Below are 23341 nucleotides of genomic sequence, written 5' to 3'. Positions count from 1 at the left end.
CCCCATGAAACTGCACCACCTGATTCGCGTCACCCTCGCCGGCCTGTTCCTTGGCACCCCGCTGGCGCAAGCCATCGCCGCCGAGCAGGTCACCCTGCGCATCGGCGACCAGAACTACTACAACGTGCGCGCATCGCTGGAAGCCTCTGGGGCACTCAAGGATGCGCCCTACAAGGTCGAGTTCAAGCACTTCCAGTCGGCCGCACCGGTGGCCGAAGGGCTGGAGGCCGGTGGCCTGGACATCGGTTTTCTCGGCGACTCGGGCTTTTTGTTCCTGGCCGCTAAAGGGGCACCCGTCAAGCTGATCGGCGTCTCACGGCAGAACCTCGACACCATCGCCCTGCTGGTGCCCAAGGACTCCCCCGCCAAGACCATTGCCGACCTCAAGGGCAAGAAGGTCGCCTACTGGCCCGGCGCCTGGAGCCAGCAGTTGACCTTGCGCGCACTGGACAAGGCCGGCCTGCCGCATGACTACGTCGAGTTCGTCAAACTGATGCCAATCGATGCTGCCGCCGCACTGCCCAACGGCAGTATCGATGCCTTCCCGGTGTGGGAACCGTACATCTCGCAACAGATCGTGTTTTCCGGTGCGCGCAAGCTGGTCACCGCCCAGGGCCTGATGCCTGGCCTGAGCAGCATCGCGGCGCGCAACGATTCGATCGACAGCAAGCACGCCGCCATCGAGGACTTCCTGGGCCGTCTGCAGAAAGCACGGGCCTGGGTCGGTGAGCACAAGGAAGCCTATGCCGACCTCTGGGCCAAGAAAGCCTACCTCGACCAAAGCGTCTCGCGTCATTGGATCGGCCAGGCCGACATGAGCGTAGGCCCGGTCGATGCGCAGGCCGCGAAGGACTACCAGGATACCGCCGACTTCCTTGTCCAGACCGGCACCCTGCCCAAGCACCTGGACACCGGCACGATCATCGACACGTCGTTCGACGGCGCATTCGCCCGGTAGCCTCCCCGTAAGTGCGAAGGATCAAGCCGCCAGCCGCACCGCATTGCGCCCGCCAGCCTTGGCCAGGTACAACGCGGCATCGGCCTGGGCGATCAGCCGTGCCGGGGTATCACCCTCACCCGGCACACCGCACCAGAGCCCGACACTGAAGCACAGCTCGATCTCCAGCCCGGCGAACCGCGCCGGGTTCTTCGCCATGGCTTCGCGCAGGCCGTTCAGCGCCGCCAGGGCGCCTTCCCCCTCGGTTCGTGGCAACAGCAGCAGGAACTCCTCGCCGCCGTAGCGCCCCAGGCTGTCCCCTTCGCGCAGCCTCTGCTGCAACTGGCGCACGCAGTGACACAGCACTTCGTCCCCTGCCAGATGACCGTGCACATCGTTGATACGCTTGAAGTGATCGATATCGATCATCGCCACGGCCAGGCTGTACTGCGCCACGCGCGCCTGCTCCAGCTCACGCTCGAAACGTTCCAGGATGGCGCGACGATTACCCGTCCCGGTCAGCACGTCGTGTCCGGCAAGGTGCTGCAAGCGCGATTCGCTGCGCTCCTTGGCCATCAGCACCAAACCAATGGAATACATCATCACCGTGACCGTGCCGATGGCCACCGACACCGTCTGCTTGAGGTTGCTGGTGTCGTAGCGCATCTCCTGCGCCGTGCCCGCCAGCACGGCCACCACCCGCATGCCCAGCCCCACCAGGCTGATGGCAGCACCGATCACCAGCAGCAGGTGTGCCCGGCCCTTGCCCAGGGCCCGTTGCCGGGCCCAGTAGAGAATCAACGCGCATTGCAACATCAGCACCAGGGTCGCCAGCAGCATGCGCGGCTCCACCGTCTCGAGCAGCGACATCAGGCCCAGCAGCATCAACAGCGGAATGGCGAAGATCGGCCGCCACGGCACCGGGCGCTCGCGCACCCGGAACAGGCTCGCTGAATAGAACGCCAGCGCCAGCGACAGCAGGCTGTTGCCCAAGGCATAGCTCACCCACAGAGGCGCATGCCCGAACAACGTGTAACAGACATAGGCCAAGGCATGGGCCAACAGCCCACAACCGGTCAGCAAGAGGTTGTCGCCTCGGTTGAACTGCCCGACCAGCAACAGGCAGAAGGCCAGGATCGTCGCCACCAGCGCAACCGCAGCGAACAGCGTAGGGGTATGGGCGATCATCATGATTCACCGTGTGGCAGATGGCCGTCTTCGTCGCGGCCTGCCTGACAGTCTAGGAGCCGTGCAGGCCCGCGACCATGACCGAGCGGGACAGAACAGCAGCCCACAGGCACGCCGCATGTCCCTTGCGCGGTAATATTTTGTGCCGCTTTGAAACCAAATGAATCCTGCCCGGTCTCAGCAGTTGTCCCGTAAACCCTTGCGGATCAAGGATTTCCATCGCCATGCCACGCCTTGCCAGTGTTTCGCTGATCGCCGCCGTCGTGCTCCTCGCCGGTTGCCACAGCCATCGCCACCATGATGACGATGGCTGGCGTGACGGCGACCGCGACCGTCACCGTTATCATCACCGCGATGATCGCGATGACGACGATCGTCGCTACCGTGACCGTTATTACCGCTGAAGCGTCTGCCCAATCCCTATCCGCCGCACACCTGCGGCATTCAACCCTGATGATTCCTTCGAGGTTCATGAAATCATGCGTCTGACTCTGCCTTCCCTCGCCCTGGGCCTGCTGCTGTGCCAGGGAGCGTTCGCCGGTGACGGTACCGCAGCCATTGGCGGCGGCCTGGGTGGTGCCTTGGGCAACGTCGTCGGCAAACAGATCGGCGGCAGCACCGGCGCCGCCATCGGCGCGGGCCTGGGTGGCGCAGCCGGCAGCGCCGTTGGCGCACGCAAGGGCAACCGCACCGAAGCAGCCATCGGTGGCGGCCTGGGTTCGGCCGGCGGCTCGCTGGTGGGCGGCAAACTTGGCGGCAGCAATGGCTCGACCATCGGCGCCGGCCTTGGCGGCGCAGCCGGCGGCGCGATCGGCAACCACCTGGGCGACAAGAACAAGAAGCACCGTCGCCACTGATTGACGCACTCGCCTGCAGGAGCGGTACGTGTGGGAGCGGCGGCTCGGCGCCCCGACTTGCCCGCGAAAAAGACACCGCGCAGCCTGGCACGGGCTGCGCCCGTGTTCGCGGGCCAGCCCGCTCCCACAGGGATTGGGCTGGCCTCTAGATTGTGAACAAGACGCTCAGCCGTCTTTCAGCCCAGGCGGTGCCACTCGCGCTTGTCCCGGCTCAGCAACTCATTGCCCTCCTCGGGCCCATCCTCACCCACCTCGTACTCGTGCACTTCGCCCCCCTTGGCCCAGGCGTCGAGAAATGGCTGTACCGCACGCCAACCATTCTCGATATTGTCGGCCCGCTGGAACAGCGTCTGGTCACCGGTCAGGCAGTCGTAGATCAAGGTTTCGTAACCGGTCGCCGGGGTCATCTTGAAGAAGTCCTTGTAGGCAAAACCCAGCTCGACGTTCTCCATCACCAGTTCAGGCCCGGGGCGCTTGGCCTGTAGGTCGAACCACATGCCTTCATTGGGCTGAATCTGAATCTTCAGGTAGTTGGGCTTGGGTCGCTCCAGCTCCGACTCGCGGAACTGCGCGTAAGGTGCAGGCTTGAAGCAGATGGCGATTTCGGTGTCGCGCACGCTCATGCGCTTGCCGGTACGCAGGTAGAACGGCACACCCGCCCAGCGCCAGTTGTCGATCATCACCTTGAGCGCGACGTAGGTTTCAGTGCGGCTTTGCGTGTCGACATTGTTTTCCTCGCGATAACCGGCCAGCCGCTTGCGCCCCTGTTTGCCCGCCACGTACTGCCCCCGCACCGAGTTCTTCAGCGCCATCTTCTGCGACCAGGGGCGGATAGCACCGATCACCTTGGCCTTCTCGCCGCGAACGGCGTCGGCGCCGAAGGCTGCCGGTGGCTCCATGGCGACCATCGCCAGCAACTGGAACAGGTGATTGGGCACCATGTCACGCAAGGCACCGGTATTGTCGTAGAACGCGCCACGCGTCTCGACACCGACCGTCTCGGCGGCGGTAATCTGCACGTGGTCGATGTAGTGGTTGTTCCAGAACGACTCGAACAGGCCATTGGAGAAGCGGCTGACCAGAATGTTCTGCACCGTCTCCTTGCCCAGGTAATGGTCGATGCGATAGATCTGCCGCTCGCTCATCACCTTGAGCAGGCAGGCGTTGAGCGCCTCGGCACTGGCAAGATCGGTACCGAACGGCTTCTCCACCACCACCCGGCGAAAACCGCCCGCAGACTCGTCGAGCAAGCCGGCCTCGCCCAGGCGCTGGGCCACCTCTGGGAAGAAACGCGGCGAAGTGGCCAGGTAGAAGATAGCGTTGCCGTGACGGGTCTTGGCGATGCGCTTGCCGATCGCCGAATAGGTCGCAGGGTCCAGGAAGTCGCCGGTCTGGTAGTCCAGGCGCTTGGCCAGGCGCGACCACAGCCCTTCGTCCAGACACTTGCCCGCCCCCTCGCCGCCTTTGTCGCGCTCGATCATGAAGTCGTGCAGGCGCTCGGCGAACTGCTCGGCGCTGGCGTGATTATGGTCGACCCCGACAATCCGCAGGTTGCGGTCCAGCAAACCGTCACGGCTGAGGTTGTACAGTGCCGGCATCAGCAGGCGCTTGACCAGGTCGCCATTGGCGCCGAACAGGAACAGCGTGCAAGGCGGCGCTGCGGGAATCGTCTGTTTGCTCATGAACCCTTCTTCTCGACATGGCCGCCAAAGCCCAGGCGCATGGCAGACAACACCTTGTCGCCGAAGGTGCCTTGCTGCTGGCGTGAGCGGAAACGGGCAAACAGCGCGCTGGACAACACCGGCACCGGCACCGCCTGCTCGACCGCCGCATCGATGGTCCAGCGCCCTTCACCGCTGTCGGACACCGAACCGCTGAACTGGGCCAGGTGCGGATCGGCAACCAGCGCATCGGCGGTGAGGTCGAGCAGCCAGGAAGTGACCACACTGCCACGCCGCCAGACTTCGGCGATCTCTGCCACATTCAGGTCGAAACGCTGGTCCTCGGGCAGCTCGGGGCCGCCCTTGCTGCGCAGCAGGTCGAAACCTTCGGCATAAGCCTGCATCAGGCCGTACTCGATACCGTTGTGCACCATCTTCACGTAGTGCCCGGCACCGGGCGGGCCGGCGTGAATGTAGCCATGCTCGGCACGCCCAGGCTCGCCCGTGCGCCCCTGCGTACGTGCAATGTCACCCACACCCGGGGCCAGCGCCTTGAACAACGGCTCCAGCCGCTCGAACACACCCTTCTCGCCGCCAATCATCATGCAATAGCCGCGCTCCAGGCCCCAGACCCCACCGGAGGTGCCTACGTCCAGATAGTGCAGGCCACGCGTTGACAGGTGAGCAGCGCGGCGCACGTCATCCTTGTAGAAGGTGTTGCCACCATCGATGATCGCGTCGCCCGGCTCCAGCAGCTCGGCGAGCTGGGTGATGGTCTGCTCGGTGGGCTCACCCGCCGGCAGCATGATCCAAACGGCCCGAGGCGCCTTGAGTTTCTGTACCAGCGCGCCCAGGTCGTGGGCCCCCAGGGCACCCTCGTCGCTCAAGGCGCTGATGGCCTCACGGTTGCGATCATGTACCACGGTCTGGTGGCCTGCGCGCATCAGCCGTCTTGCGATATTGCCGCCCATGCGGCCCAGCCCGACGATTCCCAGTTGCATGTGCCGATGCTCCCCTTGCGAAATGGATGACGAACGCGATTCAGGTGTTCAGGTTAGTCCAGCGTACCGCACGAGGGTTCACCGACGAACGGCGTGACCACCATAAACAAAAAAGTTCCCAAGGGCGGGGAAAGAATTCAGAATGCGCGCCGCACGAAGCGTCTACGCTTGTCACTGTCACCAGCCAAACTGCGAGGTGTGCTCATGGGTACCTACATGCCTGCCACTCCCCCCCAGACCCTCTATGTCACCGTGCGCCGCGACGAACTGCGCCAACTGAAGGACGAGCGCGACCAACTGCGGCAACAGGTGGCCGAGCTGAACCTGTTGCTCGAACAGGCCCGCCTGGGCAACAAGGCTGCCGGACGCTGACCTTTCGCCGCACCGCGCAGCCCCTGCGCACGCGGCGCCCTGTCGTACCCCGCCTCCTTAACCAGCGAAAATGCCTTCAAAGATAGTCGCCTGTTCCTATATAGGTCTCATCTCAGGCTACCTAGATTGAGCGACGCCGCGGGCCCATTCCGGTGCCTGCTTCGCGTGGAAAACACCCATGAACAAACTGACGTACTGGCTCCCGCTCGTTTTGCTGGGAAGCCTCAGCCTGCACGCGCACGCCGCGCCGCAGCCGTGCCAGCAGCTCGACGAGAAACAAGCCCTGGCGCTGTTCGAACGCTGGAACGACAGCCTGCGCAGCGGCGATCCACAGCAAGTGGCCAAACTGTACGAAAACGATGCGGTGCTGCTGCCGACGGTCTCCAAAGCCCCACGCCTGACCACCGTCGAGCGCCTCGACTACTTCAAGCACTTCCTCGCCGACCAGCCCTCCGGCAAGCTCGACACTCATCACCTGAGCCAGACCTGCAACAAAGCCACACTGGCCGGGTTGTACACCTTCGACTTCGCCAAGACCGGGCAACAGGTCGCTGCGCGCTACACCTTCACCTACCGCTGGGATGGCCAGCAGTGGCTGATCCACCACCACCATTCCTCGCTGCTGCCGACCACCTGACACTGCCCGCATTCCCCGCCCAACGGATGCCTGTTGCGCCGCAGCAACGCAATGTCGCTGCGGCTTTGGTGCGCCAACGTTTGCGCAGATCAACGGTCATGCAGATAGTGACCAGCGGGTCATCCTGCCTACCTTTCGTCCCCTACACTGCGGATTCGGCCCGTGTTTTGCTCCGAAAACCAGTGACGCAATCAAGTCGAACTTTCCGAAACACGGGCAGGTCAGGAAGTAAGTAGGCCACGCAAAGGGACTTCCTCACGCGTCAGCCCGCCCACCCCACACTGTCCAGGCGCCTGTTCGGCCGGAATGCCGCTCGCGCTGTGCCTGCGCGCACGACCATGGGGCAAGGAATGCACTACGAAGATGCTGAAAGCCAAAGCGAGAACAGATACGAGATAAACGTAACGGGTGCCAGCACCCGCATGAACAAGGGACGGAGAGAAGTATGATCAGTGCCGCTGTCGAGCCTCACGCAGAATCATTCAACCTGGAAAATCGCGAGCCTGTTGCACCTGGCTTCGCCACGACAGGCAAGGCACCCGCTACCACGCGCCGCAACAATCCGCACAAGCGCAAGGTGCTGTTCGTCACCTCCGAAATCGCCGACCTGGTCAAGACGGGCGGCCTGGGCGATGTTTCCGCCGCCCTGCCCCGGGCGCTGTCACACCTGCACGATGTGCGTGTGCTGATCCCCGGCTACCCGCAAGTGGTCGATAGCGACAACCCCATTCACATCGTTGGCGAACTCGGTGGCCATGCTGCGCTTCCGCCGTGCAAGATCGGGCGCATGGACCTGCCGGATGGCCTGGTCATCTACGTGCTGATCTGCCCCGAGTTGTATGAGCGCGAAGGCACCCCATACGGTGCCAACAATGGCCGTGACTGGCCGGACAACCACATCCGTTTCGCCCGCCTGGGCCTGGCCGCCGCAGAGATCGCCGCAGGCGATGCAATGGCGCACTGGCGCCCCGATCTGGTGCACGCCCATGACTGGCCAGCCGGTCTGGCGCCTGCCTACATGCACTGGCGCGGCCTGAATACACCGACTTTGTTCACCATCCACAACCTGGCGTACCAGGGTGTCTACAGCCGAGGCTGCAGCCCGGAGCTGGCCATTCCCGACCATGCCATGCAGCAGGAAGGCATGGAATTCTACGGCAAGCTGTCGTTCCTCAAGGCCGGGCTTGCCTACTCGAGCCACATCACCACGGTCAGTGCCACCTACGCCCGAGAGATCACCACGCCCGAGTTCGGTTGCGGCCTCGACGGCTTTCTCGCCAGCAAGGCCCAGCAAGGCCTGCTGGGCGGCATCCCCAATGGCATCGACGAGAGCTGGGATTCGGCCACCGACACCCATCTGCTGCACAACTTCAGCATCAACGACTGGGAAGGCAAGGCGCGCAATGCCGAGCAGGTCCGCGAGCTGTTCGGCCTGGAGCCGTCCGAAGGGCCGCTGTTCGCCGTGGTCTCGCGCCTGGTCTACCAGAAAGGCCTGGACCTGACGTTGAGCGTGGCCGCCGACATCGTCCAGCAAGGCGGGCAGATCGCGATCATCGGCCGCGGCGAGCCGGAAGAGGAACAGGCCATGCGCGATCTGGCCCTGCGCCATCCTGGTCGCATCGGCGTGCGCATCGGCTTCAACGAAACCGATGCCCGGCGCATGTTCGCCGGCAGCGATTTCCTGCTGATGCCCTCGCGCTACGAGCCCTGCGGATTGAGCCAGATGTACGCACAGCGTTTCGGCTCACTGCCGGTGGCACGCAATACCGGTGGGCTGGCCGACACCATCGAAGATGGCGTCACGGGTTTCCTGTTCAACGAGTCGAGCGCCGAGAGCTACCGCGAAGCCTTGAACCGCGCCTTCTACGTACACGGCAAGAAAGACCTGCTCAATGCCATGCGGTGCCTGTCGATGACCCAACCGTTCAACTGGTGTCAGGCGGTGGAACCCTACGCTCGCCTCTACGAGGAACTGGTCTGCCAGGCACGCAGCCGCCACTACTGAACGAGGGCTACGAAGATGCACAGGCATGGCGCACAGCAACTGGACGCCACGTCGGCGCGCTTCGCCCTCTGGGCGCCGGATGCGCGCAACGTGAGCGTGGAAATCGAGCGGCAGCCGTCTGTCGAGCTGCTGTCCGAGGGAGATGGCTGGTTCAGCGGTATCGCTCCCTGCCAGGCGGGTGATCGCTACCATTTCAGGATCGACGGCCACCTGAAGGTGGCCGACCCGGCGTCGCGCTACCAGCCCGACGGCGTGCACGGTCCCAGTGAAGTCGTCGATCTCCAGCGTTACGGCTGGCAGCACCCTTGGCGCGGCCGCCCATGGCACGAGGCGGTGATCCAGGAACTGCACGTGGGCCTGCTCGGCGGCTATGCAGGTGTTTCCCAGCAGCTGCCACGCCTGGCAGAACTGGGTATCACCGCCATCGAGCTGATGCCGATCAACCAGTTCCCCGGCGAGCGAAACTGGGGCTACGACGGCGCCCTGCCCTTCGCCCCGCACAACGCTTACGGCAGCCCGGATCAATTGTGCACACTAATCGACCAGGCCCATGGCCACGGGCTGATGGTGATGCTCGATGTGGTCTACAACCACTTTGGCCCTGACGGCAATTACCTGCCGCAGTACGCCAGCCGGTTCTTCCGTGAAGACCGCCAGACCCCCTGGGGCGCCGCCATCGACTTTCGCCGTGCAGAAGTACGCGAGTTCTTCATCCAGAACGCCCTGATGTGGCTGTGCGACTACCGCTTCGATGGCCTGCGCCTGGACGCCGTGCACGCCATCGACCAGCCGGACTTTCTCGTCGAACTGGCCCGCCGCGTGCGCGCCGCTGTCGAGCCGGGCCGCGAAGTGTGGCTGGTGCTGGAGAACGAACACAACCAAGCGGCGCTGCTTGAGCAAGGCTTCGACGCGCAGTGGAACGATGACGGCCACAACGCCCTGCACGTGCTGCTCACGGGCGAGACCGAAGGCTACTACGCCGACTACAAGCACCGCCCGATCGAGCAACTGGCCCGCTGCCTGAGCGAAGGCTTCGTGTTTCAGGGCGAGCCCAATCGTCATGGCACACCCCGCGGCGAGCCCAGCGCTCACTTGCCACCGAGTGCCTTCGTACTGTTCTTGCAAAACCACGACCAGATCGGCAACCGCGCCCTTGGCGAGCGTCTCAGCCGCCTGTGCCCGCCCCCGGCGCTGCGGGCCGCCACCGGCCTGTTGCTGCTGGCGCCGATGATCCCGCTGCTGTTCATGGGTGACGAAGAAGGCAGCTGCCAGCCGTTCCTGTTCTTCACCGATTTCCACGATGAGCTGGCCGATGCCGTGCGCGAAGGTCGGCGCGGCGAATTCGCCCACTTCGCAGCCTTCGCCGACCCCGAGAAGCGCGCGCACATACCCGACCCCAACGCCCTGCAAACCTTCGAAGCCTCACGCCCGGTCAACACACAGGTGCTCGCTGGCTGGCACGGCCTCTATCACCAACTGCTGGATATCCGCCATCGCCAGATCGTCCCGCGCCTGGTGGGCAGCCGCGCACTGGGCGTCGAAGTGCTCGGCGACAAAGCCCTCAGCGCCCGCTGGCGACTGGGCGACGGCTGCGAGTTGCGCATCGATTTGAACCTTGGCGCATCTGCGCAGCCCATTACTTTGCCAGGCATAGATACACGCCTGTTCGACAGCAGTGACAACGCCCATCCAGACTCCACCCTGGCCGCGTACAGCTGCGTGGTCAGCCTGCTTCCCTCTCGCCTGGAGACGCCATGAGCGAAATGCCCCTGCACCGTCTCGCCGCCCGCGCGGGCCTTGCCCGCGACTGGATAGACGCGAACGATCGTCCCCAGCAGGTATCTGACGAGGCTCTGCGCCGGGTTCTGCAAGGGCTTGGCCATCCGGCCGAGGATGACGCTGCCATCGCGTGCAGCCTGGCCGCCCTGGAGCAGCTCGAGGACAGCGAGCACCTGCCGCCACTGCTCACCGCCGACCTTGGCCAGCCGCTGGCCCTGGCACGCTGGTTCAGCCCAAACAGCCCGGTACGTTGCACCCAGGAAGACGGCAGCGTGCACGCGCTGACCCTCGACCCACTGGCACAACTGCCCGGCGAACTGCCTATCGGCTACCACCGCCTGGAAATCGATGACCGACAGGTCACCATCGCCGTCGCGCCGCCGCGTTGCCACAGCCTGCAGGACGGCACCGAGCAACACCCTCCGCGTTGCTGGGGCCTGGCCGTGCAACTCTACAGCCTGCGCCGCCCTGGTGACGGTGGCTATGGCGACTGCCTGGCCCTGGAGCAACTGGCGCGCAGTGCGGCAGAGCGAGGCGCCGATGCGCTGGCGATCAGCCCGATCCATGCGTTGTCGATGTACGACCAACAGCACTTCAGCCCCTACTCACCATCCAGCCGCCTGTTGCTCAACACCCTCTACGCCAGCCCCTCGGTACTGCTCGGCGAGCGCGAGGTGCGCATGGCGGCCGAAGCTGCGGGCCTGACCCAGAGCCTCGAAGACCTGGAGCAGACGTCGCTGGTCGACTGGCCGCGCGCGGCCGATGTGCGGCACAAGCTGCTCAAGGCGCTGTATGCAGATTTCAGCCAGAGCGAACACCCCCTGCGCCCGGACTTCGACAGTTTTCGCCAGTCCGCTGGCCAAGCCCTGGAGCACCATTGCCATTTCGAAGTGCTGCAGGCCGAAGCCGTGGAGCAAGGCCTGGGCGCCGACTGGCGCGCATGGCCGGACGCCTGGCGCAGCCCCGATGAGCCGGAAGTGCAGGCCATGGCTGCGGCCTACCCGGCGCTGGTGGAGTTCCATGCCTTCTGCCAATGGCTCACCGAGCGCAGCCTGCAACGCGCCCAGGATGCCGCGCGCAGCAACGGCATGGGCATCGGCTTGATCGCTGACCTGGCGGTGGGTGCCGACGGTGCCGGCAGCCAGGCCTGGAGCCGCCAGGACGAACTGCTGGCCGACCTCAAGGCCGGCGCGCCGCCCGACATCCTCAACCGCTCCGGCCAGGACTGGGGCATCTGCGCCTTCTCGCCCGACGGCCTCAAGCGCAACGGCTACCGTGCCTTCATCGAAATGCTGCGAGCCAATCTCGCCCACGCCGGCGGCCTGCGCATCGACCACGTGATGGGGCTGCGCCGCCTGTGGCTGATCCCGCGCGGCGCCAAGCCGAGCGAGGGGGCGTATCTGAACTACCCCGTCGAAGACCTGCTGCGCCTGCTGGCGCTCGAATCGACACGCCATCAGGCGGTGATCCTCGGCGAAGACCTCGGCACCGTACCGCCCGGGCTGCGTGAGCAACTGGCGGACAAGGGCGTGCTGGGCATGCGCGTGCTGCCGTTCGAGCAGACCTCGCCCGGCCACTTCAAGGCGATCCTCGACTGGCCCGATACCGCCCTGGCCACCACCGGCACCCACGACCTCGCCCCGTTGGCCGGCTGGCTGCGAGCACGGGACATCGACTGGAACCACCGACTGCAACTGATCGACGCCGCCACCGAACTGCACTGGCGGCATGAGCGCGAGCAGGAGATTCACGGCCTGCGCCGCAGCCTGGAAGCGAACTATGGCCCTCTGAAGGATAACGACGCCTTGATCGACACCGCCATCCGTTATGTCGGCCACACCCGCGCACCGCTCGTGCTGGTCCCACTCGAAGACCTGCTCGGCAGCGACGAACAACCCAACCTGCCTGGCACCACCGACGGCCACCCCAACTGGCGTCGACGCTTCGCCCTGCCCGTCAGCGAACTGCTCGACGACGAGGATGCCGCACGTCGCCTGGAACTGCTGGCGCAGGCCCGCGAACAAGCCTGGGAGCGCGACCGATGAAGCCCTTGACCGCCACCCAGCGCCTGCAGTTTCACAGCGACTTCACCCTCGACGATGCCGTGCCACTGGTGCCCTACTTCGCCCGACTGGGCATCAGTCACCTGTACGCCTCGCCCATACTCAAGGCCCGCGCCGGCTCCCGGCACGGCTACGACGTGGTCGATCCGACCCAGGTCAATCCCGAGCTGGGCGGCGAAGCGGCGCTGCAGCGGCTGGTAGCCGCGCTGCGCCAGCACGGCATGGGGCTGATCCTCGACACCGTGTCCAATCACATGGCCGTGGGCGGTGCCGACAACCCCTGGTGGCAGAGCCTCCTGGCCTGGGGGCGGCGCAGCCCCTACGCCGAATTCTTCGATATCCAGTGGCACTCCAGCGACCCGCTGCTGGCTGGCCAGTTGCTGCTGCCGTTCCTGGGCAACGACTATGGCATCGCCCTGCAGAATGGCGAGATTCCGCTGACCTTCGACGCTGAGCACGGGGTGCTGCAGATCGAGCACTACGAGCACCGTTTCCCGATCTGTCCTCTGGATTACGGACGGATCCTCAGCCAGAGCGATGCCCCCTCGCTGCAGGCGCTGGGCACGCGCTTCGGCGCCTTGGGCGACTCCACCGACCCACTGGCCGAGAGCCTGCCATTGCACGCGGAACTGGCCCGCCTGGTACGCGAGGGCGCTCACCTGGAGCAGGCCCTGGCCGCCTTCGACAGCCACAGCGAAGCGGGCTTCAAGCGCCTGCACCTGCTGCTCGAGCGCCAGACCTATCGCCTGGCCAGTTGGCGCACCGCCGCCGACGACATCAACTGGCGACGTTTCTTCGACATCAACGAACTCGGCGGCCTGCGTGTGGAGCGAGCGACGGTGTTCGAAGCGACCCACGCCAAGCTGTTCGAGCTGATCGCTCGCGGCCTGGTCGATGGCCTGCGCATCGACCATATCGACGGCCTGGCCGACCCTCGCCGCTACTGCCGCAACCTGCGCCGCCGTGTCGATCACTTGCTGGTCCTGCGTCCACCAGAAGCGGCACTCGAGCATTTCCCGATCTACGTGGAAAAGATCCTCGGTGCCGACGAGCACCTGCACCAGGACTGGCTCACCGACGGCACCACCGGCTACGAGTTCATGAACCAGGTCTCGCTGCTTCAGCACGACCCGTCCGGCGAAGTGCCGTTGACCGACCTCTGGCGCAACGTCAGCGAGCGCCCCGAGTTCGACGAGGAAGTGCGCATCGCAAGACGTCTGGTACTCAATGCCAGCCTGGCCGGTGACTGCGAGTCGGTGGCCCAGGCGCTGTTGCAGGTCGCCCGCGACGATCTGATGACCCGCGACCTCACCCTCGGCGCAATCCGTCGTGCCCTGCAGGCGCTGGTCGAGCACTACCCGGTGTACCGCACCTACATCAATGCCTGTGGCCGTCCCCAGCAGGATGAGGCGTTCTTCCAGCGCGCCCTGGAAGGTGCCCGGCAGTCGCTCGGCGAAGCCGACTGGCCATTGCTCGAACACTTCGAGCGCTGGCTCGGCGGACAGCCCTGGCGTCAGTTGCCTGTCGGCCGTGCCCGCAAGCACCTGCGCCATGCGTGCGTGCGCTTCCAGCAACTGACCGCACCCAGCGCCGCCAAGGCGGTCGAGGACACCGCGTTCTACCGCAGCGCCCGCCTGCTCTCGCGCAACGACGTGGGCTTCGAGGCCGAGCGGTTCAGCACCACACCTGCGCAGTTCCACAACGAAGCGCAGCGCCGCCTGCGCGACTTCCCGGATAACCTGCTGGCCACTGCCACCCACGACCACAAGCGCGGCGAAGACTGTCGCGCGCGCCTGGCGGTGCTCAGTGAACACAGCCAGTGGCTCACCAGCCGCGTCGAGCACTGGCGCGAACTGGCCGAGCCGCTGCGTGAAACCCTCGAAGACGGCCTGGCACCCAGCCCCGGCGATGAGTTGCTGCTGTTCCAGACCCTGCTCGCCAGTTGGCCGCTGGAGCTAAGCCGTGATGACCCGCAGGGCCTGGAGCACTTTGCCGAACGTGTGCGCCAGTGGCAGCAGAAAGCCCTGCGCGAAGCCAAGCTGCGCAGCAGCTGGGCCGCCCCCAACGAGCGCTACGAACAGGCCTGCGCCCGCTACCTCGATGGCCTCTTGCTCGACAGCGAAAACCAGCAACTGCGCCACTCGCTCGCCGACGCCGCCGCGCGCATCGCCTGCCCCGGTGCGCTCAATGGCCTGGTCCAGTGCCTGCTGCGCATGACCACGCCGGGTGTTCCCGACCTGTACCAGGGCAACGAATACTGGGACTTGAGCCTGGTCGACCCGGACAACCGCCGCCCCGTGGACTACCCGGCAAGACGCGCCAGCCTCGACGCCAGCCTGCCCGAGGCCGAGCTGCTTGAACACTGGCGCGACGGACGCATCAAGCAGGCCTTGATCGCCCGCGTGCTGGACCTGCGCCAAGCGCATCCCGAGCTGTTCCTGCGCGGTGCCTACCTGCCGCTCAACGCCCAGGGTCGCCACGCCGACAAGGTGCTGGCCTTCGCCCGCCTCGGTGAGGGCGAGCGTGCCATCGTCATCGTGCCACGGCTGGCCAGCAGCTTGCTGGACGAGGCCCCGATCCCCCTGATCCCAGCACAGAACTGGGACGATACCCGGCTGATCCTGCCGTTTGCCTTGTCGCCTGCCACTTGCACGGGACTTTTCGCACACACCGCTGTCAGCCCTACTAGGGAGCTGATGCTGAGCAATGTGCTGTCGGAATTTCCGCTCAACCTGTTGATTGAACATGCATGAACTTCAGGAGCGTCGAAATGAGTGTCGATGAAAAGCGTATCCGCGAATTCGCCTACCAGATCTGGGAGTCGGAGGGTAAACCGGTAGGCCAGGAAAAGCGCCACTGGGAGATGGCCCACAAGCTGGCCGAAGCCGAGGCCCTGGCGCCCAAGGCCGCACCACGCAAGAAGGCCCCGGCCAAGCCCAAGGCGCCTGCCGAACCCAAGGCCGCCGCACTGCCGGCGGGCAAGCCTGTGGCCGAGAAGAAACCACGGGCGCCGCGCAAGCCCGCCGCCGGCTGATATCCGCCTGCGGTTCAACCCAAGACCTGTGGAGCAGCTGCCTTGTTCAAAACCCAAAGGCCAGCCCCTCCCTGTGAGAACAGCTGTCCTGTTCAAAATCCAAAGGCAAGCCTGTCCCTGTGGGAGCGGGCTTGCCCGCGAACACGGGCATAGCCCGTGCCAGGCAGCGCGGTGTCTTTTTTTCGCGGGCAAGCCCGCTCCCACAGCCGAATTGAATTCACCTGGCCCGACGAGGACTGCCATGAACCCACGCACGCCGAAGAAAACCCGTTCCGTCGCGCCCACCCGGATTCGCGAGGGCCTGCCCTTCCCGCTCGGCGCCACCTGGGACGGACTGGGCGTCAATTTCGCGCTGTTCTCCGCCAACGCCACCAAGGTCGAGCTGTGCATCTTCGACGCGACCGGCGAAAACGAGCTCGAGCGCATCGAGCTGCCCGAATACACCGACGAGATCTACCACGGTTACCTGCCCGACGCGCATCCGGGGCTGGTCTATGGTTATCGCGTGCACGGCCCCTACGAGCCCCAGAACGGTCACCGCTTCAACGCCAACAAACTGCTGATCGACCCCTACGCCAAGCAACTGGTGGGCGAGCTGAAATGGTCCGAGGCGCTGTTCGGCTACACCCTGGGGCACCCCGACGACGACCTGTCGTTCGATGAACGCGACAGCGCCCCCTTCGTGCCCAAGTGCAAGGTCGTCGACCCGGCCTTCACCTGGGGTCGCGACCAGCGGGTGCAGATTCCCTGGGAGCAGACCGTCATCTACGAAGCCCACGCCCGTGGCATCAGCATGCGCCATCCGGCAGTGCCCGAGCATCTGCGCGGCACTTTCGCGGGGCTTGCCAACGACGAGCTGCTGGCCCACATCAAGGACCTGGGCGTTTCCAGCATCGAGCTACTGCCCGTGCACGCCTTCGTCAACGACCAGCACCTACTGGACAAGGGCCTGAACAACTACTGGGGCTACAACACCCTGGCCTTCTTCGCCCCCCATCCCAAATACCTGGCCAGTGGCAAGATCGCCGAGTTCAAGGAGATGGTCGCGCACGTCCACGAGAAGGGCCTGGAAGTGATCCTCGATGTGGTCTACAACCACACCGCCGAGGGCAACGAGCGTGGCCCGACCCTGTCCATGCGCGGTATCGACAACGCCTCCTACTACCGCCTGATGCCTGACGACAAACGCTTCTACATCAACGATTCGGGCACCGGCAATACCCTCGACCTGAGCCACCCCTGCGTACTGCAACTGGTCACCGACTCACTGCGCTATTGGGCAGGCGAGATGCATGTGGACGGTTTCCGCTTCGACCTGGCGACCATCCTGGGCCGCTATCACGACGGCTACAGCGAACGTCACAGCTTCCTCGTCGCCTGCCGCCAGGACCCGCTGCTGCGCAGCGTCAAGCTGATCGCCGAGCCCTGGGACTGCGGCCCCGGCGGCTACCAGGTGGGCAACTTCGCCCCCGGCTGGGCGGAATGGAATGACCGCTTCCGCGATACGGCTCGCGCCTTCTGGAAAGGTGACGAGGGCCAACTGGCCGATTTTGCCGCGCGCCTGACAGGCTCCGGCGACATGTTCAACAACCGCGGCCGGCGCCCTTACGCCTCGGTCAATTTCATCACCGCCCACGATGGTTTCACCCTGCGCGACCTGGTCTCGTACAACGAGAAGCACAACGAGGACAACGACGAGAACAACCAGGACGGCACCAGCAACAACCTGTCCTGGAACTGCGGCGTCGAAGGCCCCACCGACGACCCGCAGATCAATGCCTTGCGCATGCGCCAGATGCGCAATTTCTTCGCCACGCTGCTGCTGTCCCAAGGCACGCCGATGATCGTCGCGGGTGATGAATTCAGCCGCACCCAGCATGGCAACAACAACGCCTACTGCCAGGACAGCGAGATCGGCTGGGTCAACTGGGACCTTGACGAGGACGGCACGCAACTGCTGGCCTTCGTCAAGCGTCTGACCCGGCTCAGGCTGCAGTACCCGGTGCTGCGCCGTACGAGCTTCCTGGTCGGCGACTACAACGAAGCGATCGGGGTCAAGGACGTCACCTGGCTCGCCCCCGACGGCAGCGAGATGAGCGTGGAGCAGTGGGAAGACCCGCACGGGCGTTGCCTGGGCATGCTGATCGACGGCCGCGCGCAAGTCAGCGGCATTGCCCGGCCAGGAGCGGAAGCGACGGTGCTGCTGATCGTCAATGCGCACCATGACGTGGTGCCGTTCAAGCTGCCGAGCGTACCTGAAGGCGAACACTGGAGTTGCCTGGTCGATACCGATCGGCCGCAGTTGCGCAAGGCACAGCACCTGGCGTTCGAGAGCCTGTTCGAGGTACAGGGCCGCTCGGTGCTGTTGCTGGTGTTGCAGCGCGAAGAGGAATGACCAGCCAGCGATACCCGCCCCCGCCCGCGTGACCATTGCCGATGGGCTGCCCGGCAGCCCATCGGCACGTTGCTCGAGCCACATCGATGGCCCGAGGCCGGCGCCTCAATGCAAAGTACTGCGCGCCTTGAGCCGTGCCCGCTCGATGACCTCCTGCCAGGTATCGTTTTCGTCTTCCGATACCTTGAACCAGGGGTATACCTGCACGCGCTGCTCGTAGTTCGCCCACTCGCCTTCGACATCCTCGCCATTGGCGCGCACGATCCTGCATTGGCGGCCCAACGCATCGTAAAAATGCGTGTCGGCATAGATGCCTTCACGCGCACTATCGTCGCTGACCCAGCGCCAGTCGTCGAGGTAGAACGGCAACCACATTCGAACCGCCTGCCCTTTGTTGTCGAACTCGGTCTTGCCGGTGACCGCCCAGCGCACCTCGGTGTGAGCCGACACCGCGTGCCCATCCTGATCCTGGGCAAGGCCTCCTTCCTCGGTACGCACGAACGCCTCGCCGCCCGGATTGAGGATGGCGACCTGCAACAACTGCGAGCCGCCTGTCAGCGACACCTGCACGCGCACCTGTTGCTCGGGATCGTTGTCATAACGGTCGGGCTGGATCTGGATCACATGGGGTGGCGTGCGCCCGGCCATGAACAGCTCGCCAGACACCTCTATGCCATCCCGACGCAAACGCTGCGCATCCCGCTGCCAGGCCAATGCACCGCAACGGCGGGTGCCCACGACACGACCATCGGCCTGCAGCGCCAAAGGCATCCAGCTGTCGACCACGGTGGTGAATGCCATGGCCACCGGCACCCCTTTGCTCTCGTTGAGGGCCACGGCCTGCTCGACCGTGCGAGGGGGCGTGAAGGCAGCATCGGGGGAGAAGCCGCTCATGACGGCTTCATCGCTGCCTGCCGGGGTTTCAGTACCATAGAAACGGGTATGCATCACCCGCCCCAGAGCATCGAGGCTGCTGGTGTGGGTGTTGTCATTGGCGTCCTTGATCTGCACTGGCTGCATGAAGCGCCAGTCATACACCTCGACAGTGGAGGTCAGACCGGCAGCATCGGTCACTTTGCACACGGCGATGTCATGGGCGCTGTACTGCAGTTGGCTGGGGCCCGTCACCGTGCTTTCCTGGACGGTGTCGGGCATCCAGAAATGCTCGGCGCCACGATACTCCGAAATGCCGTGGTGGCCGCAGTACGCCTCTTCGACTGGCGGCGACCACGGAATCGACGGCGCGCCTGTATCGGAGGGATCGTGCGGCTCGGCCAGTTCTTCGGCATCCTCCGGTCGGCTCATGGCGACATAGCCGCCGCGCTTGAGCAGCTCGGTCAGGGATTCGGCCTGCACCCGGGTGTCCAGCAAGTGCTGGACGTCTGCCAACCATGCCTGGAGCTGGAATGGGTGGGATGGATCACCACCGCGCATCGCAAGATTGGCCAGCACGACTCGCCAGAACACGCTGTCAGCACCGGTCACGGCCAGTCCGTCCGCCACTGCGCCATGCAGGCGCTGCAGATCCGCACTGCCTTGCGCCTGGCCGGCGAACCATGCCACCACCGCTGGCAGGGCCGCATCGGCCACACGGCTCTGCTTGCGCAACGCCGCCTGCAAGCCCTCCGGCAACACCGCAGCGTCGGCCTGGTACAGCCGCTCGCGCAAGGCATCCACCGAAATCACGGTCTTGAGCGCTGCGCGCAGAATCCCGAGCGCCTGCTCGTCCTGGGGCGAGCACTGCAGATAAGCCATCAGCAGTGAGTACGAGGTCGCAACCGCCGTCACGTGCGGCAGGCGATCGCGCACCCGGCGCAGCACTGCCGGGTCGGCATTCGGGTTGGCCAGCGCCTGCTCCACCAGATTGCCCAAGGTCTGCTCGAAGGTCGGCCGCAGGACATCCAGTGAAGCCTTGTCGAGCATCGCCGTGCGGGTATAGGCCAGCAGTGCCTGACGCGAAGGGACCGTAGCGGCGCCTGAGCCATCGGCTTTCCGCCAGATCGCCTTCTCGTAGCCGACCAGCGTCGTCCTCTGCGGATCGGCCATCAGCAGTTCATCCACTGCCAGGTTCTCTACACTGAAACCGTCCATGGGCACGTCGCTGGCCGCCAGCTTGATCACATCCCGGCGCGTGCCATCCGCCAGACCGATGACAAAGTCATCGCCACGGACCAGATTGTGCACGCGGGAGCGGGTCAGATTGACCCAACAGTCGTACTGCTGCTCATCGCAACTTGCCTCGATCAAGCCCGCCGGCAAGCTGTCGGGATAGATCTGCCGCTCACCCTCCTCCTTGACCAGGTCCGCCTCGCGCAACTGACGCGGATAGTTGACGACAGCGCTTTGCAGCACGTTGCCATACAAGTCCTGGGCGAGAACGAGCGTCTGGGCGACCACCGGGTCCTGCGGCACCCGTTCGCAGCTGAATGCCAGCTGCTGGATTGGCGTCACCAGCGCGCTCGGTCGCTGAGGATCGGCACTGGCCAAGGCCCGGATCTGCAGGCGCGAGCGCTCGAGGCTGTAGGGGTTGCCGGCACGCGGATGGCCGTCTTCCCCGTACACCTCACTGCGCATGACCTGGCCACGGACCGCGCGGTACAACCAGGCGCGCAGCGCCCCCGTTACCTCGAGCGCCTCCTCTGCATCGTCACGCCATTGGGTGAAACGCGGTGGAGCCTGAGGGAATCGGGCATCCATGTCGACAAAGGCGTCGTCAGCCACCGCATCGAGCGCCTCCACCCCAGTGTAGAACCAGGTGCAGGTACGCGAGGGCGGCGACAGATGGGCGGCCATCGACCGGACCATGTCATGGGTGTCGGTCTGGATCAGGCGCCTGAACCCGGCAAATTCACGTTCGCGGCCATCCCACACGCCGCCGAGATAGGTGGTCTCGCGCCCCATGCACAAACCGGTAATTTCATTGATCGTCGTGATCCGGCTCACGGTATGGACCGGGAACGGCAAGTAGCTGACCGGCGTCTGGCCGCGGGCCAGTTGCTCGGCCTTTTCGTCGAGCCAGGCCTGGGCCGAGCTGCGGTACTGCAACTCGGTGCGGTTGCCGATGTTGTCGACGATGGTCGACAGCAACCACGGCCGGTGGTCGTTGAAGCGGTACAGCCAACTGCGGGGTGTTTTTTCAGGGCCATGGCCCGGCACCGTCACCAGCAAGTCGGCAGTCCCCTGGCCACGGATGTCGGCCACCTGCAGCTGGGCTTCACTGTCCAGCGTCACCCCCTGCGGCATCTCGATCGCAGGCCCCTCGACGAAACGGTTGCCGCACTGGCTGATGAACACACGGATACGGGCGGGTTCCAGGTAAAGGATATCGGTGGTGCCCGCACCGTCGGTATCGGCGAGGAACACCCGCGAGGCGTTGAAATCCTCCACCTTGAAACCCGGGATACTGATGGCCTCGTCGAACCGGCCATAGCCCAGGGAGGGCCAGAGCGTCACACTGTCGCCAGTGATGCGCAGCAGGTGCGACTGGCCACTGCCGGCAGGATCGGCGAAGGCGACCAGTTGCCGGTCGGCCCCATCCAGTGACGGCAGCGCTTCGCGCCCCGCGTACTCTGCAGTGACCGCCGCCAGCCAGCCGTCGGCGCCTGCGGAGGGATATAGCCGTACGCTCCGTGGGCCGAGGGCGCGCAGCATGACCACATCGGAGCGGCCATCGCCGGTGAGATCAGTCATCTGCGCAGCCTGATGGCCATACTCGCTGGGCAAGCCCAACAGCGGTTTCCACGCCCCCCAGATACCGTCGGGCGCCAGCGTGAAACTGCCACGCATTCCCGATTCGGTGATCAACCACTCGGGGCGGCCATCGCCATCCAGGTCGGTCAGGCTGCCGGTGCTATCGGCCGGACGCTTGGGCAAGAGCTGCGGCGCCCCCCAGATGATCGCATCCTGCGCCGCGCCTCGGGCCTTGTCCGGGCGCATCGGCGGCCGGTAATGCCAGGCGCCCCGATCCCGGTACAACAGCCCTGGCACGCCTTCACCCTGCAAGTCGGCCATCTGCCATGCAGGGGCCCAGAAGCCGTCGAGCGCTGGCACCGCTTCCCAACCGGGCGTAGCTCTGCCAGGTCGGGTCAGCTCGAACTCCATCGGCGGCAAGCGACAGTCGGATACGCTCGACAGTTGTTGCACCGACACCAGAATGCTGCAGACCGGGCCGCTGTCGTACTGCAGGTGCAGCCGTGCCACCAGCTCTGGCGTGTCGTCGGCCTCGCCGTTCATGCGTGCGGTGCGGTGCCAGAGCAGCACATCGCGGCACAGCCGGCGGATGCGCACGTTGAACCCATAGCGCCAGAACGAATGGCAGTCGTCGCGCACCGGCCAATCCTGCTCCGGCGCAAGCCCAGGCACCCGCTCGGGGTCGGCGCCGCGCTCGCCATAGTCGAATTGGGTGAAGGTGAGAAAATCCGTCTCGTCGAAGCCGTCCTGGGGAATCAGCAGCGCCTGCGAAGGCGTGGCGTTCATGGCATAGACAGTATCGGCATAGAGGTTGGCGACCTGCGGGTGGGCCTTGAGCTCCTGGTCGCTGCAGCCTTTGTCGTCTTCGGCGCGATAGCGGTACACCAGGTGCTCGCCACGGGCCGAAACGCGCTCCTCCAGGTACCAGCCCGCCACACGTTCAGGGGCTGCGGGATCGCGCAGACGTGCAGAGGCCGACCAGCCGAACAACGAAAGGCTGCCATCGGGCTGCCAGTGCAGCCAGAAACCAGGGTCAGCCGCAGCGCCTTTGACGACCCAATGCTCAAGACGCTGCGATGGCGCGCCGCTGCGCAGGCACCAAGGGGTGACGCTGTAGGTCTCACCACCAGAGGCCTCGGCGAACGGCAAGGCTGTGCGGTCATGGGGTGCACCGGCCTTGAGGATTTCCTCCCCGGACGGGCCGACCATTCGGTCGTTGCCGTCGTATTTAGGGAAACCGAAGCGGGTCATGCAGAAGATCGCCGGCAGGTCGCAATCCCAGCCGGCGCCGAAGGCGCTGTTACCGCCGCCAGAGGAGTAGTACAACGCCAGTTCCGCCGACAGCGCACGACCAGCCGGCGATGGCAGGGGCATTTGCCAACCCGCCGCACCGTCCGGGCCACCCGCCGAGAGCATGCCGCCACCGACCGAGACCGTGCCACCGCCCTTGGGCAGGGCTGGGGGGGTGTAGAAGGGAGCGCCGCCCTCTTCCCTCGCGGACGCGGGGGCCTGACCCGAAGCAGCAGCCTGGTTTTCGTGTGAATACCCATCCAATGAGTCGGGCATGAGCCCCTCCTGTGACCAGTTCCAATCTACTTATGTATGACGCGCAGCATTAAACTGCACAGTCACTTCAGAACTCCCGACCGCCCATAACCCAAAGGCGAGCTGTTTAGCAATGCCTACAAAACAATACGTAACCAGGACAACAATACGGCATCG

15 protein-coding genes are annotated in these 23341 nt (G+C 65.1%); 11 read left to right on the top strand and 4 right to left on the bottom strand.

What is annotated here, in order from left to right:
• Positions 1 to 4 precede the first annotated feature (4 nt).
• On the top strand, positions 5 to 958 hold the full coding sequence (locus tag ACK3BK_RS09730; protein WP_411384193.1) for an ABC transporter substrate-binding protein: 954 nt from the start codon (positions 5 to 7) through the stop codon (positions 956 to 958).
• A 21-nt stretch (positions 959 to 979) separates the two neighbouring features.
• On the opposite strand, the gene ACK3BK_RS09725 is transcribed toward ACK3BK_RS09730, so the two are convergent.
• A complete protein-coding gene (locus ACK3BK_RS09725) occupies positions 980 to 2125 on the bottom strand; it encodes a GGDEF domain-containing protein (protein WP_411384461.1) in 1146 nt (381 codons plus the stop codon).
• 224 nt (positions 2126 to 2349) lie between these two features.
• On the opposite strand from ACK3BK_RS09725, the gene ACK3BK_RS09720 reads away from it, so the two are divergent.
• Together ACK3BK_RS09720 and ACK3BK_RS09715 are read left to right on the top strand one after the other, a co-directional pair.
• Positions 2350 to 2529: a hypothetical protein gene (locus ACK3BK_RS09720; protein ID WP_186669441.1), complete on the top strand. Its 180-nt coding sequence runs from the start codon at positions 2350 to 2352 to the stop codon at positions 2527 to 2529.
• A gap of 75 nt (positions 2530 to 2604) precedes the next feature.
• A complete protein-coding gene (locus ACK3BK_RS09715; protein WP_186669443.1) occupies positions 2605 to 2982 on the top strand; it encodes a glycine zipper domain-containing protein in 378 nt (125 codons plus the stop codon).
• A gap of 176 nt (positions 2983 to 3158) precedes the next feature.
• Here ACK3BK_RS09715 and zwf read toward each other — a convergent pair whose 3' ends face one another.
• Positions 3159 to 4664: a glucose-6-phosphate dehydrogenase gene (zwf, locus tag ACK3BK_RS09710; protein ID WP_411384192.1), complete on the bottom strand. Its 1506-nt coding sequence runs from the start codon at positions 4662 to 4664 to the stop codon at positions 3159 to 3161.
• Complete coding sequence (gnd, locus tag ACK3BK_RS09705) at positions 4661 to 5644, bottom strand: phosphogluconate dehydrogenase (NAD(+)-dependent, decarboxylating) (protein WP_186669446.1); 984 nt, start codon at positions 5642 to 5644, stop codon at positions 4661 to 4663. Before gnd ends, zwf begins: the two co-directional genes overlap by 4 nt.
• 204 nt (positions 5645 to 5848) lie before the next feature.
• Between gnd and ACK3BK_RS09700 the strand changes: the two genes are divergently transcribed.
• From ACK3BK_RS09700 to glgX, 8 genes are all read left to right on the top strand, one after another.
• Complete coding sequence (locus ACK3BK_RS09700) at positions 5849 to 6016, top strand: DUF6026 family protein (RefSeq protein ID WP_186669448.1); 168 nt, start codon at positions 5849 to 5851, stop codon at positions 6014 to 6016.
• 178 nt (positions 6017 to 6194) lie between these two features.
• The gene (locus ACK3BK_RS09695; RefSeq protein ID WP_411384191.1) at positions 6195 to 6653 is read left to right on the top strand and encodes an SgcJ/EcaC family oxidoreductase; all 459 of its coding nucleotides are present in this window, start codon (positions 6195 to 6197) and stop codon (positions 6651 to 6653) included.
• A 445-nt stretch (positions 6654 to 7098) separates the two neighbouring features.
• Complete coding sequence (glgA, locus tag ACK3BK_RS09690) at positions 7099 to 8658, top strand: glycogen synthase GlgA (RefSeq protein ID WP_186669459.1); 1560 nt, start codon at positions 7099 to 7101, stop codon at positions 8656 to 8658.
• Positions 8659 to 8673: 15 nt separating this feature from the next.
• Complete coding sequence (gene treZ / locus ACK3BK_RS09685; protein ID WP_411384190.1) at positions 8674 to 10416, top strand: malto-oligosyltrehalose trehalohydrolase; 1743 nt, start codon at positions 8674 to 8676, stop codon at positions 10414 to 10416.
• Positions 10413 to 12482 carry a 4-alpha-glucanotransferase gene (gene malQ / locus ACK3BK_RS09680; RefSeq protein ID WP_411384189.1) on the top strand — a complete coding sequence of 690 codons (2070 nt, stop codon included), beginning with the start codon at positions 10413 to 10415 and terminating at the stop codon, positions 12480 to 12482. The genes treZ and malQ overlap by 4 nt, the downstream gene beginning before the upstream one ends.
• A complete protein-coding gene (locus tag ACK3BK_RS09675) occupies positions 12479 to 15253 on the top strand; it encodes a malto-oligosyltrehalose synthase (protein ID WP_411384188.1) in 2775 nt (924 codons plus the stop codon). Before malQ ends, ACK3BK_RS09675 begins: the two co-directional genes overlap by 4 nt.
• 17 nt (positions 15254 to 15270) lie before the next feature.
• Positions 15271 to 15534 (top strand): DUF2934 domain-containing protein, encoded by a 264-nt coding sequence (locus ACK3BK_RS09670; RefSeq protein WP_411384187.1) that lies wholly within the window; start codon positions 15271 to 15273, stop codon positions 15532 to 15534.
• Between the two features lie 241 nt (positions 15535 to 15775).
• Positions 15776 to 17929, top strand: a complete 2154-nt coding sequence (gene glgX, locus ACK3BK_RS09665; protein WP_411384186.1) for a glycogen debranching protein GlgX — start codon at positions 15776 to 15778, stop codon at positions 17927 to 17929.
• Between the two features lie 105 nt (positions 17930 to 18034).
• Here the strand turns inward: glgX and ACK3BK_RS09660 are convergent, their stop codons facing one another.
• Positions 18035 to 23185 carry a SpvB/TcaC N-terminal domain-containing protein gene (locus ACK3BK_RS09660; RefSeq protein WP_411384185.1) on the bottom strand — a complete coding sequence of 1717 codons (5151 nt, stop codon included), beginning with the start codon at positions 23183 to 23185 and terminating at the stop codon, positions 18035 to 18037.
• Between the last annotated feature and the right edge of the window lie 156 nt (positions 23186 to 23341).

The sequence above is a fragment of the Pseudomonas sp. L7 genome, assembly GCF_046605565.1.
Lineage (GTDB): Bacteria > Pseudomonadota > Gammaproteobacteria > Pseudomonadales > Pseudomonadaceae > Aquipseudomonas > Aquipseudomonas wayambapalatensis.
This window is presented reverse-complemented; position numbering and strand designations above follow the sequence as displayed.